Origin of the sequence: Olivibacter sp. XZL3, from assembly GCF_004368405.1 — a bacterium.
Taxonomy (GTDB): Bacteria; Bacteroidota; Bacteroidia; order Sphingobacteriales; family Sphingobacteriaceae; genus Olivibacter.
Map to the genome: position 1 here is coordinate 192,628 of NZ_SBJH01000042.1, position 17,629 is coordinate 210,256.

The 17,629-nt window shown below is 41.4% G+C and carries 16 protein-coding genes and 1 pseudogene; 3 read left to right on the forward strand and 14 right to left on the reverse strand.

Annotation, left to right across the window (positions count from 1 at the left end; translation table 11 throughout):
* Positions 1–138: 138 nt before the first annotated feature.
* A complete protein-coding gene (locus tag EPX21_RS10210; RefSeq protein ID WP_134089597.1) occupies positions 139–1,662 on the forward strand; it encodes a hypothetical protein in 1,524 nt (507 codons plus the stop codon).
* Between the two features lie 97 nt (positions 1,663–1,759).
* On the opposite strand, the gene EPX21_RS10215 is transcribed toward EPX21_RS10210, so the two are convergent.
* Positions 1,760–2,467 (reverse strand): SAM-dependent methyltransferase, encoded by a 708-nt coding sequence (locus EPX21_RS10215; protein ID WP_134089598.1) that lies wholly within the window; start codon positions 2,465–2,467, stop codon positions 1,760–1,762.
* A gap of 64 nt (positions 2,468–2,531) precedes the next feature.
* Here EPX21_RS10215 and EPX21_RS10220 point away from each other — a divergent pair, with 64 nt between their 5' ends.
* Entirely contained in the window at positions 2,532–2,864 is a 333-nt protein-coding gene (locus EPX21_RS10220; RefSeq protein ID WP_134089599.1) for an MGMT family protein, read from the forward strand.
* A gap of 87 nt (positions 2,865–2,951) precedes the next feature.
* Here EPX21_RS10220 and EPX21_RS10225 read toward each other — a convergent pair whose 3' ends face one another.
* The 5 genes from EPX21_RS10225 to EPX21_RS10245 all read right to left on the reverse strand — a co-directional run bounded on the left by EPX21_RS10225 (position 2,952) and on the right by EPX21_RS10245 (position 10,044).
* Positions 2,952–4,397 (reverse strand): TolC family protein, encoded by a 1,446-nt coding sequence (locus EPX21_RS10225; RefSeq protein WP_134089600.1) that lies wholly within the window; start codon positions 4,395–4,397, stop codon positions 2,952–2,954.
* Positions 4,390–7,584 carry an efflux RND transporter permease subunit gene (locus tag EPX21_RS10230; RefSeq protein WP_134089601.1) on the reverse strand — a complete coding sequence of 1,065 codons (3,195 nt, stop codon included), beginning with the start codon at positions 7,582–7,584 and terminating at the stop codon, positions 4,390–4,392. Before EPX21_RS10230 ends, EPX21_RS10225 begins: the two co-directional genes overlap by 8 nt.
* 23 nt (positions 7,585–7,607) lie before the next feature.
* Positions 7,608–8,690 (reverse strand): efflux RND transporter periplasmic adaptor subunit, encoded by a 1,083-nt coding sequence (locus EPX21_RS10235; protein ID WP_134089602.1) that lies wholly within the window; start codon positions 8,688–8,690, stop codon positions 7,608–7,610.
* 162 nt (positions 8,691–8,852) lie between these two features.
* Positions 8,853–9,266, reverse strand: coding sequence for a hypothetical protein (locus EPX21_RS10240; RefSeq protein ID WP_134089603.1), 414 nt, complete (start codon positions 9,264–9,266; stop codon positions 8,853–8,855).
* 148 nt (positions 9,267–9,414) lie between these two features.
* On the reverse strand, positions 9,415–10,044 hold the full coding sequence (locus EPX21_RS10245; RefSeq protein WP_134089604.1) for a hypothetical protein: 630 nt from the start codon (positions 10,042–10,044) through the stop codon (positions 9,415–9,417).
* A gap of 402 nt (positions 10,045–10,446) precedes the next feature.
* Between EPX21_RS10245 and EPX21_RS10250 the strand changes: the two genes are divergently transcribed.
* Entirely contained in the window at positions 10,447–11,004 is a 558-nt protein-coding gene (locus EPX21_RS10250) for a hypothetical protein (RefSeq protein WP_134089605.1), read from the forward strand.
* Here EPX21_RS10250 and EPX21_RS10255 read toward each other — a convergent pair.
* From EPX21_RS10255 to EPX21_RS10285, 8 genes and pseudogenes are all read right to left on the reverse strand, one after another.
* The gene (locus tag EPX21_RS10255) at positions 10,991–11,203 is read right to left on the reverse strand and encodes a hypothetical protein (RefSeq protein WP_130854502.1); all 213 of its coding nucleotides are present in this window, start codon (positions 11,201–11,203) and stop codon (positions 10,991–10,993) included. The two genes, EPX21_RS10250 and EPX21_RS10255, sit on opposite strands and share 14 nt — an antisense overlap.
* Positions 11,204–11,791: 588 nt before the next feature.
* Positions 11,792–12,100 (reverse strand): DUF4372 domain-containing protein, encoded by a 309-nt coding sequence (locus tag EPX21_RS23440; RefSeq protein WP_134089662.1) that lies wholly within the window; start codon positions 12,098–12,100, stop codon positions 11,792–11,794.
* A gap of 232 nt (positions 12,101–12,332) precedes the next feature.
* Positions 12,333–13,370 carry a nucleotidyl transferase AbiEii/AbiGii toxin family protein gene (locus tag EPX21_RS10265; protein ID WP_134089606.1) on the reverse strand — a complete coding sequence of 346 codons (1,038 nt, stop codon included), beginning with the start codon at positions 13,368–13,370 and terminating at the stop codon, positions 12,333–12,335.
* Positions 13,371–13,398: 28 nt separating this feature from the next.
* On the reverse strand, positions 13,399–14,124 hold the full coding sequence (locus EPX21_RS10270; RefSeq protein WP_134089607.1) for a DUF6577 family protein: 726 nt from the start codon (positions 14,122–14,124) through the stop codon (positions 13,399–13,401).
* 233 nt (positions 14,125–14,357) lie between these two features.
* Positions 14,358–15,039 (reverse strand): annotated as a pseudogene (locus EPX21_RS23445) (RteC domain-containing protein).
* Positions 15,040–15,111: 72 nt separating this feature from the next.
* Complete coding sequence (locus tag EPX21_RS23260; RefSeq protein ID WP_255502100.1) at positions 15,112–15,237, reverse strand: hypothetical protein; 126 nt, start codon at positions 15,235–15,237, stop codon at positions 15,112–15,114.
* Between the two features lie 43 nt (positions 15,238–15,280).
* On the reverse strand, positions 15,281–16,426 hold the full coding sequence (locus tag EPX21_RS10280) for an MFS transporter (RefSeq protein WP_166670727.1): 1,146 nt from the start codon (positions 16,424–16,426) through the stop codon (positions 15,281–15,283).
* Entirely contained in the window at positions 16,419–17,510 is a 1,092-nt protein-coding gene (locus EPX21_RS10285) for an aldo/keto reductase (RefSeq protein ID WP_134089609.1), read from the reverse strand. The genes EPX21_RS10280 and EPX21_RS10285 overlap by 8 nt, the downstream gene beginning before the upstream one ends.
* Between the last annotated feature and the right edge of the window lie 119 nt (positions 17,511–17,629).

The window sequence follows — 17,629 nt, forward strand, 5'->3', positions numbered from 1 at the left end:
CGATTCTATTCTAAGCACTTAGAAAAGGATTGGGTATTATTGCAACAACGAACCGTCGTTAACCGGCATCATTCAGTTGACAAGGGTTTTCTTATGAGCCATAAGAGTAACCTGTTTAAACCCTAAAAAAAAATGAACATGAAGACACACTTTTTCAAAATCCTGTCCTTATCATTTCTTTTCTCGGTGCTGTTTATACGGTGTGAAAAGCCAGCACCTGAACCTGAAAGCCAAATCGATGAAGAAGCTTTGCATACGGTCACCCTCAAACTCAAAGGGTTTACCAAGCGCATCACACCCCTTGCCGATCAATCCGCGATGAACTCCTCAAGGCTAATGACGACATCATCGTCAAATCGCATGTCCACGTCCGCATCAGAATCGGGGCCTGAAGAACAGCACCTTTATTTCTGGTCGTTTAACAACGACGATCTGGTACCGGAAATAGCCGTTGGGAGCGCAGCGCCCTCTCTAAGCTTTCAAGCGGTAGATACTTCGCCCAGCTTCACGGCAGGCTTCGGCCTGAGCCCCTATCCCGCAGGAAAAGCCCTCAGTTTACGCGGCTTACAAGCCTTAGTCATCACGATGCCGCTAAGCGGGGTAAGCCAAATAACGACACTCGCTTTTGACGTTGCAAGCTCGGGCACGGGGCCAAAAAACTTTAGGATCTATTCGTCAACAGACGATGGCACTACCTATCGCCCGCTGTCTGAAGATAATCAATTTTCTAACACCAAAGACAACACCAGAAACAGTTATGAGTTTGATCTATCCCAGCTTGGTGCCGTTCAGGCGGAGCGTCTAACAATCAAAATTGAACCTTTCGAAGGGGAAAGAGGTGAGGCGAACGACTATGATCAGAATAGAGGAACCTTTAAGCTCGATAACTTCCGGCTTTCTGGACTTTATAATGCAGAACATGCCGAGGAGCCGACGGATGACATCAGTAAAATTCAGTATTTTATCTTTAACGCAAACGACCATACATTCGCAGCCCAGGGCAATACCACATTTGATCCTTCAACCGATGGGATCGACTTGTCCTTTAAGCTACCCCGAGGCACCTATTATGGATTTATTACATCCAATGTATCCAAAGCAGCGTTAGTGCTACCGCCAAGGATCGCACAGGCATCAGATCTTTATATTTCCAATAGCTTCGCCAATCATCAGGCACTAATTTTCGGCGCTCAAATCCCACACCTTGAGATCGATAATCACATCGAAGTTGACGCCGTACTGAAACGATATTTTAGTGAAATACGCTTCGAATTTACGGACGGATATGATTTGTCTGAAGTACACAAGATTCGTATTAGTCCGGAGCACGAAGACTTCCTTTACGCTCCTTTCAACGCGCAGACAACGGAAAGACAAGCGGCCTCAACCTTGGTGTTGCATCCCTCTTTTGACAGCAGCAACAAAAGCCTCAGTTTCCATCAGTTCATCGGTGATGTAAGCGACCCGGTACATATAGGCTATGTAGTGGATGTTTATAACGAAAATGACGAATTGTTAAGAACCTTTACCGTAACCGCATCCATAAAAAACAATGTCCAGCTATTGTTTAAAGGTGAACTCTTAACAGATGTGGACAGGAATAATCAGTTTCAAATCGAATGGAACCAGTTGTGGGATGAATCCTTAACGCAGACGTTTTAAAATATCACTTGGCGGTCATATCGAGTGCATCGAATCGGGATACGGTCGATATGGCGCGCCAAGAAAATGACTTGTTAACCAGCCACTGAAAATCCCATTATAGCATCAAAAAGATCGCCGGTTTTTTATGAAGATCCACCTTCTTCTTTCGCCAATTTTCCACCGTATCACTACTTATCCATTCATCAGATCCGGTGATATTACAGGCAATGCACAGACGCGTTTTGGGGGTACAGACTCTTAACACTTCTTCGAGCAGTTGATTGTTACGGAATGGCGTTTCCATAAATAATTGCGTTTGCCCAGCCTTTTGCGCTGTATGTTCCAGTTCTTTGATTTTTTTTGCTCGAGCGACCTTATCGATAGGCAGATAGCCATGGAAGGAAAACGTTTGACCATTGAATCCCGAAGCCATCAATGCCAATATCATAGAGTTAGGGCCTACTAAGGGCCTTACTTTAATTCCCAGCTTATGCGCCTGGGCAACGATGTCTGCACCGGGATCAGCAATACCGGGGCAACCAGCTTCGCTCATTAACCCGACGTCTTCTCCCTTCAACAATGCTTTAAAAAAATGATCTTTATGATAGTCATCCCGCGCATGCTTACCATAGTCGTGTATAATCAAGTCTTGTTGAGGTATCTTCAATCCCGCTTGTTTTAAAAATTTACGGGCCGTCTTTTCATTTTCAACGATATACTCTTTGATTGAATTGATGGTCTCAGAAAAGAAAGCGGTGAATGATCCCGCCGCCGCGTGATCTGATAATGGTACCGGTAATAGATACAACGTTCCTTTAGACATATACAAAGATGCATTTTTTGAAAGGGAAAATCACTATTTTAGCAAAAACCACGTTAGAAACAAGGTGAAGGAATTAAACTTTTACGAAAGCGTTTATGCCATAGTTAGACAGATTCCGGCAGGAAGAGTTACCTCTTATGGTGCCATTGCCAGAGCCCTCGGTCGCGACGGCGCTGCGCGTATGGTTGGCTATGCCATGGGAAATGCAGGCAAGGCCAATCCGCCGGTGCCTGCTCATCGTGTACTGAACAGTAAAGGTCAACTGAGTGCTAAAGCAGCCTTCGGCCATCCGACACTTATGCAACAGCTTTTGGAAAATGAAGGCATCGCCGTAAAGCACGACCGCGTCGTTAATTTTCAATCTGTTTACTGGGATCCCTTAACAGAATTATCCTAACGCTCACCACAAGCTTAACATAAAAGGAGGCTATCTAAAGCCAAAATAACGACTTCCAGACAGCCTCCTTATCCATAAAAAAAAACACTAATTCCATCCGCCGCCCAAAGCCCGATAGATCTGAACCATCGCACTCATTTGCTGCATTTTGGTCTCAACTAACTCGAATTTTGACTCCAAGGCATCACGCTGCGTCAGCAATACTTCCATGTAATCGGCCCTTGCCGACTTAAAAAGACTGTTAGAAATGCCAATCGATTGTGATAGCGCTTCCACCTGCTTCGCTTTTAACTCGTAGCTTTTTTCCAAGTTGTTTATCTTAGCTAACTGGTTAGCTACCTCAACGTACGCGTTTAAGATCGTCCGTTCGTAATTGTAAACCGCCTGAATTTGCTTCGCGTTGGCATTGTAATAGGTTGCTTTTATTGCATTCCGATTGATTAAAGGCGCTGTCAGATCACCCCCGAGCGAATAAAGCAGCGACTTGGGCGTCTTTATCAGATAAGCCGGATCAAAGGCTTGGTAGCCAATTGCGGCAGAGATTCCCAAAGAGGGATAGAATCTGGCCTTTGCCACCTTTACGTCGAGTTTTGCAGCCGCCAAGTCCAGTTCCGCTTGCTTGATGTCCGGACGGTTTGCCAGCAGTTGAGTTGGAATACCGGTATGCACAGCTTCGGGTATCAAATCTTCAAAATTTTTGCTGCTCCGCTGAATAGGCTGTGGATACCGGCCTAACAAGAAATTTATACGGTTCTCCGTTTCGGTAATCCGCTGCTGAATTGTGTACTGAAGACTTTTTGTGTTTAGCACTTCGGCCTCAAATCGGCGCACAGCCAATTCGGTAAGCTGGGCAGCCGCCTTTTGCATTTTCACGATTTTTAAGGCATTGCTTTGGATTTCTATGTTTTTCTTCACAATATCTAGCTGATTATCAAGCGCTAGCAATTCGTAATAGCCGCTGGCCACTTCAGCAATTAAGTTCGTAATAACGAAGTTCCTACCCTCTACCGTCGATAAATATCGACTGACAGCCGCTTTCTTGGCGTTGTGCAGTTTTTTCCATATATCCGCCTCCCAAGTAGCGTAAGCCGCTACAAGATAATCGGGCAGCGGTTCGGGCATTTCTCTTCCAGGTTTAATATCCGTGTTCGATTCCATCGCCCCTATGTTGGTATAGCGGGCGACCTTATCGATACCTGCGGAACCTTTCAAACCGACAAAAGGCAAGTATTCCCCTTTCTTTTCACGGATTTCGTTCCTTGAAATTTCGATTTCCTGCAAGGTGATATTCAATTCCTGATTATTGTGCAATGCTGTATCAATCAGCGCATCTAGATAAGGATCGGTAAAATATTCCTTCCAGGTGAGCTTTGCCGTATTAAGCGTATCCTGCGAGTCGTTATAACGCGCAGGTGTTTCTGTATTTGCTTCACGCTGAACTAAAGAAGGTGTTTTACATCCTGTATATGTTATTAGTACCAGGCAGCCCGCTATAACATATACATATTTATATTTACTAATTAGCTTACTCATTTTCATCAGTATTATCGAATTTATCTATCTGATGTACAAACTCATCAGATAATGAGATCTCATCTTCATCCTTAATCAGTTTTCTTCCGCTGGCAAGGGAACCGAAAATATAGTATAGTCCCGGAACTATAATTACGCCGAAAACAGTACCGAATAACATACCCCCCATCGCGGATGCGCCAATGGTCCTGTTACCGATTGCGCCGGCACCTGTTGCAATGATCAATGGAATTAATCCCGCAATGAAGGCAAACGACGTCATAAGGATTGGACGGAAACGCACCTTAGCTCCTTCAATAGCTGCTTCGAGTATCGTGGCACCTTCACGGTGTTTGAGTACCGCAAACTCCACGATCAGCACCGCGTTCTTTCCGAGTAGCCCCACGAGCATAATAAGACCGATTTGCGCATAGATATCGTTTTGAAGCCCCATTAACTTAAGTAATAAGAACGAACCGAATACCCCAACAGGCAGCGAGCATACTACCGCAAGCGGTATAATAAAGCTCTCATATTGTGCTGCAAGCACGAAATACACAAATGCGAGTACAATCAAGAATATATAGAGAGATTCATTCCCTCTATTAGCCTCGTCATAGGAAAGGCCCTCCCATGCAATATCATAGCCGTTAGGAAGTGATTTTTTCGCTACTTCACGAATGGCCTGAATGGCATCTGCGGTAGTAAAGCCTGCTGCAGGCAGCCCTCTGATAGCTGCAGAGTTATACATATTATACCGGGTGATCTCATTCGGCCCTTGAGACTTTTTAAGCTTCATGAATGCCGAATAAGGCACCATTTCACCATGATCGTTCTTGACAAAAAGGTTCAGTACGTCAGAAGGCAATCTTCTGTATTTAGGATCTGATTGAACATATACTTTAAAGAAACGTCCAAACTTAATGAAACCCTGCTCATAGGTACTACCTATCATAATATCCAGGTTTTCCATTGCTTTACCAATAGAAACTCCCTTTTGCATGGCTAAATTGTTGTCAATTTCCAGCTCATATTGAGGGTAGTTTGCCGCAAAAAAGGTAAATAAGCCGGTGAGCTCTTTACGTTTACTCAAATCATCAAGGAACTGTTTGTTCACTTTATCAAAGTCCTGATAATCAGTAGTCGTATTTTTATCTAACAAACGCAGTGAGAAACCACCGGATGAACCGAAGCCCGGAATGGCGGGCGGTTCAAAGAACTCGATGATCGCCCCTAATCCTTTAGATTTCTCTTCCAGCTCTTCCATGATCTCGGTAACCGAGTGTTCCCGTTCATGCCATGATTTAAGGTTAATCATACAGGTACCGGCATTAGATCCCCTACCTTCTGTCATAATCTCATAACCGGCCAGAGATGATACCGACTCTACCCCTTCTAATTCTTCACAAATTTTTTGAAGTCTTCGCGACACCTGGTTAGTAGTTTCCAGCGTAGACCCCGGAGGTGTTTGGATAATCCCATAAATAGTGCCCTGATCTTCACTGGGGATGAAACCTGCGGGAAGTATCTGGCTTTCAAAGAAGATACCCGCACAAAACGCCGCTAATATGGCAAACGTTAGTACTCTTCTGCTTACTATGGATTTTAACACTCCAACATATTTACCGGTAAGTTTATCAAAACCACGGTTAAAGCTGTCTAGTGCTTTACTAAACATATTCGGCTTTACATGTTCTGCATGGTGATTTTTTAACAACATGGCGCACAGTACCGGCGTAAGGGTAAGTGCGATAATGGCCGAAATCACAATTGAACTCGCCATAGTAATAGAGAACTGTCTATAAAAGGTGCCTACAGGGCCGGTCATGAATGATATGGGTAAGAATACCGATACCATCACGGCAGTAATCGCTATAATGGCACCACTGATTTCACCCAACACTCTTTTAACAGCCTGATAAGGCGTCATCGTAGGAAACTCATCAAACTTGGCGTGAACGGCTTCCACCACGACGATGGCGTCATCCACCACAATACCTATGGCTAGTACAAGGGCGAACAATGTGACCAGGTTAATGGATAACCCGAAGAACTGTATGACAAAGAACGCCCCTATGAGCGACACCGGTACGGCTAATATGGGAATAAGGGTAGATCTCCAGTCGCCGAGGAAAACGAACACAACAATCGCTACCAAGATAAACGCGTCCCTTAGCGTATGAATAACCTGTTCTATAGAGGCGTCAAGGAACTGAGAAACGTCATAACTAATTTTGTAATCCAAGCCCGGAGGAAAAGTTTTCTTCATCTCCGTAAGTTTATCTTTTACAGCAGCGATTACATCACTCGCGTTACTACCATAGTTTTGGTTTAAGAGTATGGAAGCCGAAGGGTGGCCATCGAGATTAGAGTAAATATCGAAGAACTCACTTCCTAACTCTACTTTACCTATATCTCGCAGACGAATACGTTCGCCATCCGCATTGGCACGAATAATTATATTTTCATATTCAGAAGGTTCACTATACCGACCCTTATACGTTAAGACGTACTCTAATGACTGCGCTTCGATACCCGAACTCTGCCCGATACGCCCTGGACGACCAACAATACTTTGTTCGGCCATGGCGTTCATCACCTCGTCAACAGACACGTGGTAAGCTCTCATACGGTCGGGGTTCAGCCAAACGCGCATGGCATAGGTTCTACTGCCTAATATCTGAGATCTTGCCACCCCTTTAATGCGGTTGATTTCAGGGATCATTTTTACGTTGGCATAGTTATAAAGGAATTTTTCATCCATGTTTTTGCCGGTTGCGTACAGGTTCACGTACATCAACATACTCGGCTGGATGGGGGTAACAACGACCCCTTCACGCTGAACCAACTCGGGCAAGAGGGGCATAACCTGGTCGACCCTGGTCTTTACTCTGACTACTGCTTGGTCGGGATCGGTACCCGGTTCAAAAATAATTCTTAGGGTAGCTTCGCCGGCACTGGTCGCATCGGTAGCTATATAACGCATGTCCTGAACGCCATTAATAGCGTTCTCTAAGGTAATCAGTGTCGACTTTACCAATACGTCTGCACTGGACCCCGGGTAAGCTATAAAAACATTTACGGTTGTTGGCGCAATCTGGGGGAATTGCGATATGGGTAACTGCTTGATTGCTAACGAACCCACAAATACGATCATGATGGATATGACGATCGCAAATACAGGCCTATGTATGAATTTATTAAACATTTGATCTTTTTTAAGTTATTCCATTATTCTGCATACAGCTCCAAATGCGATATAACATGTTTCGGACTTTCTAGTTTGTACTCAATTTTCTCGTTTTCTTTAACAAGACGAATACCTTCCAGAAGGATCTTATCATTTACCGATAGACCCGATTCAATAATAAAGATATGTGGCAGCTCGGCTGCTATTTTAATCTCTCTCGATTGTATCTTATCCTCTTTATCCAGCACATAAACATATTTTTTTTCAAGCACTTCGAAAGTAGCTTTCTGCGGAATGATCATGGCGTTTTTGAATGGTGTTTCCATTTGAATGTTACCGGTTTCCCCATGTCTCAACAGTCCCTTAGGATTAGGAAAGGTTGCCCTGAAAGCAATGTTTCCGGTTTCATTGTTAAAGTCGGCCTCGATCGTCTCCACCCTACCGGGATAGTCAAATAACTGGTTATTAGCCATTAGTAAATCAACCTTCGTTAGACTATCCTTTTTAAGGTTCGCTTTATAATCTAGATATTCAGCTTCGGGCACATTGTAATACACCCACATCTTACTATTATCGGAAAGCTCGGTTAGTAAGTCGCCTTCATCAACCAAACTTCCTTGCCGTACATGGAAGCGATCGATAATTCCATCAAAAGGAGCCCTGATTTCCGTAAATTGCAAGTGCACTTTTCTTAAGGCCAGTTCGGCTTTGGCCTTATCAAACTTAGCTTTCGCCATCGCAAGTTCATTGGGAGCCACAATATTACTGTCGGCCAAACTTTTTGTGTTTTGGTACTCTATCGAAGCGAAATCAGCTTCGGCCTGCGCTTTTTGCAGCTCCGCTTCGTATAGCTTGGGCATGATCTGGAATAAGAGTTGGCCTTCTTTCACAAACTGGCCTTCATCTACAAAAATCTTCTGCAGATAGCCCCGTTCTTGGGCTCGGAGTTCTATGTGGCGTATGGAGCGGATTTGACACACATAGTCTTTCGTGATAGCGGTGTCCATTTTAATGGGACTGGTCACGACAAATTTAGTTTGCTCTTCCTTTTCTTCTTTTTTTGATTGACAGCTTGAATGGCATAATACGGCACCCAAGCCCATGAGCATGAAAATTCTCTTCATAATAATTTTGCTTACTGAAGCAATATGATTTCTAATACTATTTGAAATTTGTGTACGAGAACATTTCCGGTTTATGCGAAGCGCAAACCCCTGGAATGTTTATTTAAGAAGTAGAAATGACGGAATAGCAAGGTTAGGCCTTTTCCGTTCACAAGAGACGAATCAAATCCGAATAACCCTAAATAGGAGATAGGAACGGGATAAAGAATAAGAAAAATGCGCGCAAAACGCAGCGCTATGCTTAATCTGGAGGAAAAGATAGGCAGACTTCAGGGCATAAAAAAAATCAGTAAAGTAATTACTGATTTCTACATATTTTCTCGAAGAAACCGATTCATCTTCTTCCTCATTGTCGGCAGGCCGTTCTCTCTCGGCGATGTTCACACTGTGGATTGGAGCCGGTTTAAAAACCAGTCTAGCCATATGCGCTGCATCTATAGAGGCCGCCTCCTTCAGCGCTGAAACTTTTACCAGCGTATGCGGTGTGCCATGCTGAGGCACATTCGCGTGCACTTGATGGTATCTACTGACGAAGAGCAGACATAGCGATAAAAAAAACCTGACGAACCATTTCATGATCTGCCGTCAAAAGTATATAAAGTTAACCACACGAGCAACAGTGAATTGTTAAATATTAGTTACATGAACGGTTATTGCTTTCGCTAATGCTACGTTGAGCAAGTAAACAAGGAGCGGAGCCGGAGATCCCGGCTCCGTCAACCTCTTACCTCGCCATTAAGCTAACGGCTTCACTCCAATCGCTCACCCCTTTTCCGTTGCGGGCCCGTACACGTACGCGGCAAACAACTCCTGGAATCAATGGAGCGATGATGTTGTTGCGGGACGAGGTAGTAGATAGAATGTCGCCCCATAATATATCACCATTATCGTCCACTTCGGTGGAAAAACAATACTCGTACTCCCAAGCCCTTTTTACTGGGTCAAAATCAAAACGGATCTGTCCACTCTGCGTTGTGTCACTCAATCTAAGTCTTTCGGGTATGGCAGGAACCGTTAAAGAAGACGCGAGTGATTTCACCGAAAAGCCGGAACTTAAAATAATATGTAACGCTCCGTCAGCGACAGCATCGACATAAAATGCTAATTGTCTAAGTCCCTTCTCCAGTGCCTGACGACTCACGTTTTTTTCGCTGGTATTTAATGGGCTGCCCTTTCGGGTAACGGCCAGTTTCGCACGGTAATCATCTAGAAGCGCCTGTATATCCGTCAAGGCCGGAACGGGCGTCTCAAAGTTTGGATTATCTGTCATGGCCGTAATTACCGTTGTTCCTAAAGTCGCCATGGCATCGTCTGCTATTTTACTAAAACCTAAAGAGATATATCTATTTTGCATGATTTAAAAAGTAAAAATTCAAAAGTAAAAATTCAAAACCCCGAAGGGCTCATTGATGCCTTAAAGAACTAAATAAGACATCAATAATTAAAAGGCCTGTTACCTATAGCGCATTTAAGTCGGCTTGCCTGGATGCTTTCTTTTTGTTATCATTTACTTATTCTTGTTAAAGTCCACCAACCGCTGATGAACAGAACAAAATTGAGCAGAACCGGAAAATGCCATGTCCGATTTTGACGCTTTTGTCGTTTTTGTCGTTTTTTGACGCTTTTGTCGCCTTATATAAAAGCGATAAACCATTTAAGGATCATTAATTCGAATAAGGTTGCATTAAAGACAAACAATTGTAAGCTAATTCCAATTGACATTGACATAAAGACATACGACTTTAAAGCAAAGGCGATGAGATTGAGATCAAAGCCAACCGGAATTGACACGAAGTCGACCGGAAATGAAGTTACGTTGACCGACATTAATATCACTTTTAACAACTTTAGGGCAAAGTCGCACTACTTAGTGCTAACTCCCAACGGGTTTAAGCTATCTCCAATTGGGTTTATAACCAAACCTGTCGACTTTACTATGAACCCGATTGACGACGGCGCAAAGGCGTTTCACTTTTTAATAAATCAGTACGGATTCAAGGTCATGCCGTTCGGGATAGCACTTAAGTCGATCATCTTTAAGTTCACGTCCATGGCTTTTATGATAAAGCCCTTTGGCAATGATATAAAGTCATACGTAAGTATAATATCGCCTGACAGGTTAAGATTAAAGTCAATAGGCTTCGCCATGAAGCCAATGGAATCTGTGACAAAGCCGACCGTCTTTGCTCTCGTTTTTACGCTTTTTTTTACGAGAGCAATAAGAAAGGCCACGAGCGTTTGCCCATGGCCTATCAAGAAATCTTTTTACATCGGAGCAATCCCATTGCTCATTTACCCATCTAATTTCGGTTAATCTTCAGAAAAGCAGCTATTTTTGATACAGGCGTATCGAGGTATTCTGCAACATGATATACCGTTACGGGCTGCTGCTTTTCCAAAGCATACATATCGCGGATCAACTGCATATGGCGTTGGCATGTACGCATGCTTTTGCCTAAGATCAGCTGCAAATCCGCGGTAAAAACAGATAATCGACGTAAATTCACTTCCATATCTTCCATTTTTGCTATCACAAATTTACCAGCTACCGTAGGCTTAAACAAGCAAAAAAGCAACAAAATATGGCTTTTATTGAATTTTTATCAAATTCTAAATGCACGTTCTACACGCATTTCAATTTTCATAACGCTTGTTTACATACTCGTTATGAAAATGTTAAAGCTTTTGTAACAAAAGGAAGGGTAGGGGAAATAGAAAAAACCGGTAAGTTGTTTCCTTTTCAGTTACTTTAGTTCATATACAATCGCCATTTAGATCGAGATCGCCATTTAGATCGAATAAGTAAATACCCCTAATTAAAGGTTTGAGATCGAATGCAAGACGCCGTATATATCTTTACATAGCTAAGCAAGAGCGTATAGTGCCTCGGCTGTAAGAATGCTATAGAATAAAAACCTCCATTACTTTAAGGGTTTACTTCAAAATAAAAATAGGCAAAGCAAAAATCGCACAATTTCCTGCAATATTAAATAGAAAAGCGGCCTATCCTCGGGATGTGGGTATAAATTTAACCATCAAATAATTTCAGCTGCGCCATTTCTATAATCTGCTTATGCTCGTAAAAAGGATTATCAAGCCATTTATAGAGGCCGATTTTCACAAAGAGGTTCAATCCGATAAATGAAACCAGATTTGATATAGGAAAGACTTGATTTGCACGGTACACTGCCTATCCCCAGATGATTCATAATGCCCATGGTGCTCCTAAGACCCTGACTGATATCACGGACGGAACCGGCTCCGCCTATATGGCAAAATAACATCGACACAAAATATGTCCCGCTGTTGATACCCTTGCTATACTTATCGCTACCATGCTTTTTTACCAACCTGTCGAATTTTTCCCTCGGAAAATATGACAATAACTGACTGAATAAACTTATATTTATTCATCAATTGTTTTATCTTTATGGCATTCATGCTATCCGCATAGCGAATGGTACCATCGGAGCTTATGTTTGAATTAGAGACTCAAAACTTACGGCTTTTTAGCCGTACCTCCACCTTTTTCCTTAATTATTTTTCAGCGTTTTGGACGCTCGTGAGGTTTTTTTAAATTCTTTCAACTATTTTCCAATGCGTCATACAATATAGCACTTTATTTCTTGTGATAATATTTGCTTATTTCAAGCCCCTATACCAATAGAAAAACGCTTCTGGATTGGTCTTTTTTAACTTGTTCAATTTATTAAAGGCTTGGTCTTCAATTAGCCAATCCTTAATCTCCAACGGATTTTTGAACCGTTCGATTTCCTCATTTTCTTTGTTCAATAATGAAGTCAGATAGGCAACTTTAGCCGATGCTGTTATGGCTTCTTCGATTGAAAAACGGTCAATAATGAAATTCGTGAAGTTCTTAATACCCAATTGTAAGTGTTTGAACTCATCGGACTTCATATCTCTTTCTGCTATGATATAGCAAGTTTGCCAAGTGTCTTTCAGTACCTCATCGGCATTTAGGTTTAATTTTCGATAACCTATTTCTTCATTTACCACACTTGAATAGCTGTCTTTTACTACATTAAGATTAGTTATTTGGTCAAACAAGAAACCTATATCATACAACTGTTTTATAATTTCGACAGGACGATTTTTTGAATACAATATGCCTGTGGTTTTGGGTGCGAAGGCCGTTAACTTATCTCCCAAAATAGCCTCGAATGTCGGCAATACAACTGTAGTGTCTTTGCCCGATGTCGCTAACCAACTATGTTTTATCGAATATTCTTTTGTTTCAGGATAAGGATTGGACGTATATAACAAATCCAATAATATTGGTTCTTCGTGACCATCTACCACGCTTTTGTAGAACATTTTAAAATGTCCGATAGGTGCATCAGGCGTATGTCTTCGGTCGTTATCATCTTCCCAGCGGATAAATATTTCTAATTGGCTTATCTTCTCTAAAATCTCCTTGATTTTATCCTCCGGTTCTTCTGTAATGATGTCAATGTCTATAGAAAACCGCTTAGGTGTTTCCGTTGCTAAAAGTAAAGCCGTACCTCCTTTAAACACGAAGTTCAGATTGTTCAATTGCAGCTGCTCCAAAAGGGTCAATGCATATATTACTTTCTCAATCAGTTTCGGGTCAATGCGTTTTCCTAACTTATTTCGTAAGTCGGTAATCCATTCAACCGTATAGGACTTTGTATCTATCATAATTTACATAATATTGGCATAAATAAAATTATTTTGCCAAACTTATGTTTATTAGTTCGTCAATTTCTCGTTCTCTGTTTCTTCGTACAGCATATCTACGCATTTTCAACTCATTTAGAGTGTATTTCTGCATTACACTCCTCATAATAAATTCCTTCTCATTTTGCTGTGCCGAAAAAAGTGTTGTATCAATTAACATATCCACTAATAGTTTTTCCAATGCAGGGATAACTATTTTGTCTATTTCTATTAAGGGGGACTCTGAAACCATATTCTTCACAATATAAACTTCATCTTGATTATGAATATATCGGTCAAATATTTCTTCATCAGGATTAAAGAAAACATTTTTATTAATTTCTGTCAGAAAGGCAAATACAGATTCGGAAGCATCTTTCTCGACTTCCACGACGGTATAATGCTTAAAAGGTTGATGACGCATAAAATCATTCAACCACACGGTATCCCAAACACAAAAACTGATATAGGGAAATTCCCGCTTGACCTTATTGAATGTTCTTTTTAGCGAGGTTGAAATATTAGGCTGAAAAGGCTTGTGTCCATCCAGTTCATAAATTCCTCTGGAGGGAGCGTTTATAACCCCTTCTTTTTTCAGCTTGGACAGATACATATTAATGGTATTGTCAGACCAATCAGGAAAATCCTTTTTGATTGAACCAACAAGTTTCTGCTTGGAAAGTCTCTCGTTCTCCTTGAAATAACGACTAATATGTTTTTCTAACGCTTCTACCAAAATCTATTTTACGGTAAAAATACTATTATTTCGTATAACTTCGGCACAAAATTTATTTTTTTGTCAGAGTTATATCTTTGCGTCATACCGTTGAAAAGAACATAAAATATTCACTCCAAAAGAAAAAAACAGAAAAAAAAGAAAGCCTTTCCGCTAATGGGTATAAGATAACGAAGCACTATAAGTCCCGAAGGGTGGCGAAGCCATTATGCGTGCGAAGTTATCGTTATCCTTTATTTTTGCTTCCCTTTTTGTTTGTTTTTGACACCTTTATAATCTTTATCCATATATTCTTCCAAAGAAGATTTCAGTTGATCTAAAAATGCGGTTCGGGAACCTGCTCGGTATTTCATTCGATGGAAAGAATTATGCAGATCTCCTAAAGTAATCTGGAATTATTTTTCTAAAACAAAACTGACTTTCATATTCCTATTTTACCATAGGAAAGAGAACCCATTTGCATAAAGTGCATAAATCAGTTCTATCAGGGCATTTTTGGTATTCGTCCAAAGGATACCCTCAGATGAGATACCGCTTGCAGAAAGAGAGCCTGCTATTTCATCATTGTTGATTCTTTGGAGTATGTAGGTATAGAGTACTCATTGGCAATTATCCGAACCACTTTGTTATCATAGTAAGTTGAAAACAGCGAATCAATCTCAAAAACGAAACTATTCAAACCGTCGTGTAAATTGATGTTGCCCAAACTAAAATAGGTTTCATCATGGTCTGTTCTTCCTGAACGGTAGTATCTGTAGAAATCAGAATTGTAGATACGCTCCCTGTATTCCCGTTTCAATTTCTGTAATTGTTCTGAAAAACAACTTGTGTACATTTTTCCTCCGTCAACGGGGCACCCGTCTGAATACGAAATATCTTATTGTGGTAAATGAGTTTGGAGAGGATGTACGGCATAATGTTACTGAAGAAATTGATTTCCTCCCAATGGTTTTTGAAGCCTTGCTTTATAATATCCTCCCTTACCAATCATAAGTATTCTTGCAGGTATATGGTCATTTGGTATGCTTCATCAATCTCATTGAGAGAAGCGAGCGAAAGAGCTTTTTCTTTTCGCTGTATCTCTGAAATAATATGATTTAATGAGGATGTCATTTCAGTTGGTTTATTTAATATACTTCTTTTCTAAAATACTATTTCACGGTTTTAAAAACCGAGATAAACCACCTATAAACAATGATGAAACGACCAATAGCACAAACGCCATCCTTAGATTGAAATATTCTGATAGGATGCCAATTAAAGGTGGACTAAACAGAAAGCCTATAAATCCAATGGTCAAAACAGATGCAATTCCCGAAGCTGGAGCCATTCTCTTGGTTTTACTTGCAACACCTGCTATAAGCGGAACCATTGAGGAAATACCCAATCCAACCAACCCAAAGCCAATACAACTGACTGTAAGACTTGGGTAAATGATTGCACTCAATGTTCCCGAAAAAATCAGACAGGCGTTTATCAGAATAAGATTTCTAATGCCATATTTACCCAACAGAAAATTATTTGCAAACCTACCTACGGTCATCATCGCCATAAAAATAGAATAGCCAATCCCGATATTGTCATTTGCATTATATACCTCTTTCTGAAAGTAAACCACACTCCAATCGTACATTGCACTTTCACAAATCATTGCAAAAAATGCAATCACTCCAAGTATAATAAGTGATTTTTCAGGTATGGCAAATGCCTTTCCTACCCGCTCTATTTCGGGTTTGTAAAAAAGATGCCGTTTAGATATAAGGATTGCAGTTATTCCCAAAGAAGCGATAATAGTAAATTGTGCTACGGTCGATATTCCGCTTTTGATTAACAGCGTTCCGACAGATGCTCCTATAAAACCTGCCACGCTCCAAATACCGTGAAAAAAGGGCAATAAAGGTTTATTTATCTTTTGCTCCGCAAGTGTTCCTTGTGTATTCATAGATACATTTACGGCACTGTAAAACAGCCCCGACAGGAAAAGGCTGACTGCAAGCTGTATCGTGGTATTGCTCAAACCTATTGCTACCAATATGATATGGTATAAAACCAATCCCCAAACGGCAACTGACTTACTTGAATATTTCCTGACAAACCACCCCGAAACGGCTAATGAAATCCATAACCCCACAGGCATAGCAAACAATACACTGCCTAACTGCCCGTCCGTAAGATTTAGTTTCTGCTGAATATCGGCTACTCTCGAAGTCCAAGTCGTGAAGCTCAATCCCAATAGAAAGAATACAATCCCAACCGCAATATTCTGATTGTTGAAAACATATTTTTTAGGCTCTTTATTCATAGCGCTCATCATCATTTTGCGGAAGTATCTCGGCTACATTTGATTTTATACCGTTTATGGTTGTGCCTGCCTGCAAAAGGTCTGCTGTGCCATTCAGTAAGTTATGTGGAAACGGCAGTTCGGGAACAGACAGCTTGTTTAGGGATTGCAGTTCTTCAACGGATAATAATAATTCCGACGCTTTGATATTTTGCTTCAACTGCTCCAATGTCCTTGCTCCGAGCAAGGTCGAGGTAACTCCCTTTTGGTGCATTACCCACGCAATGGCAACAGCCGATACAGGAACATTTCTGTTTTTTGCGATGGTTGCTAATTGTTCGATTATCTGATAGGTTTTTTCGGGAAGCTCGGGGCTTATTCTGCTTTCGTTCCTGCCACTTAATTGCTGACCTTTGTTTTCCCTTGTGTACTTTCCGCTCAAAATTCCCTCTTTCAATGGCGACCAAGGCATAACCCCCAATCCCATATCCAAAGCCATAGGGATTAACTCGTTTTCTACCGACCTTTCCAAAAGAGAGTATTCTAATTGCAAACCGATAAATGCCGACCAACCCCTGAATTTGGCGAGCATTTGAGCTTCTGTGATTTTCCATGCAGGGGTATCGGAAATAGCGATATACCTTATTTTTCCTGCACTTACCAAATCCTGTAAGGCTGAAAGCGTTTCTTCTATCGGGGTATGGGGGTCAAAAGCGTGAAGCCAATAGAGGTCTATGTAATCTGTCTGCAACCTGCGTAAAGAATGTTCCAACGATTGGATAATACTTTTTCTACCCGCCCCGCCACCATTGGCATCATAAGGATACATATTGCCCCAAAACTTTGTGGAAATAACCAAAGCATCCCTGCGGACGGTTTTACTTGCCAAAAAATCCCCAATGATTTTTTCCGAATGTCCTTTGGTGTAGATATTTGCCGTATCTATCACGTTTCCACCATTTTCTATATATTCGCTCAATATCCCGTGAGCATCCGTAGGATTAGCTCCCCAACCCCAATCTTCGCCAAAAGTCATTGTTCCCAATGTTAAGGGGCTGACACGTAAGCCCGATTTTCCCAATGTCCTGTAATCTGATAAACCCATAACAATTATTTTATAAATCTTTAACGGAACAAAATTAGTGAGGGCAATCGGGGGAAAATGTCCGCAATCAAACGAAGTATATCGAAAATCAATCAATAATTAGTTTGGTGCTAATAGGT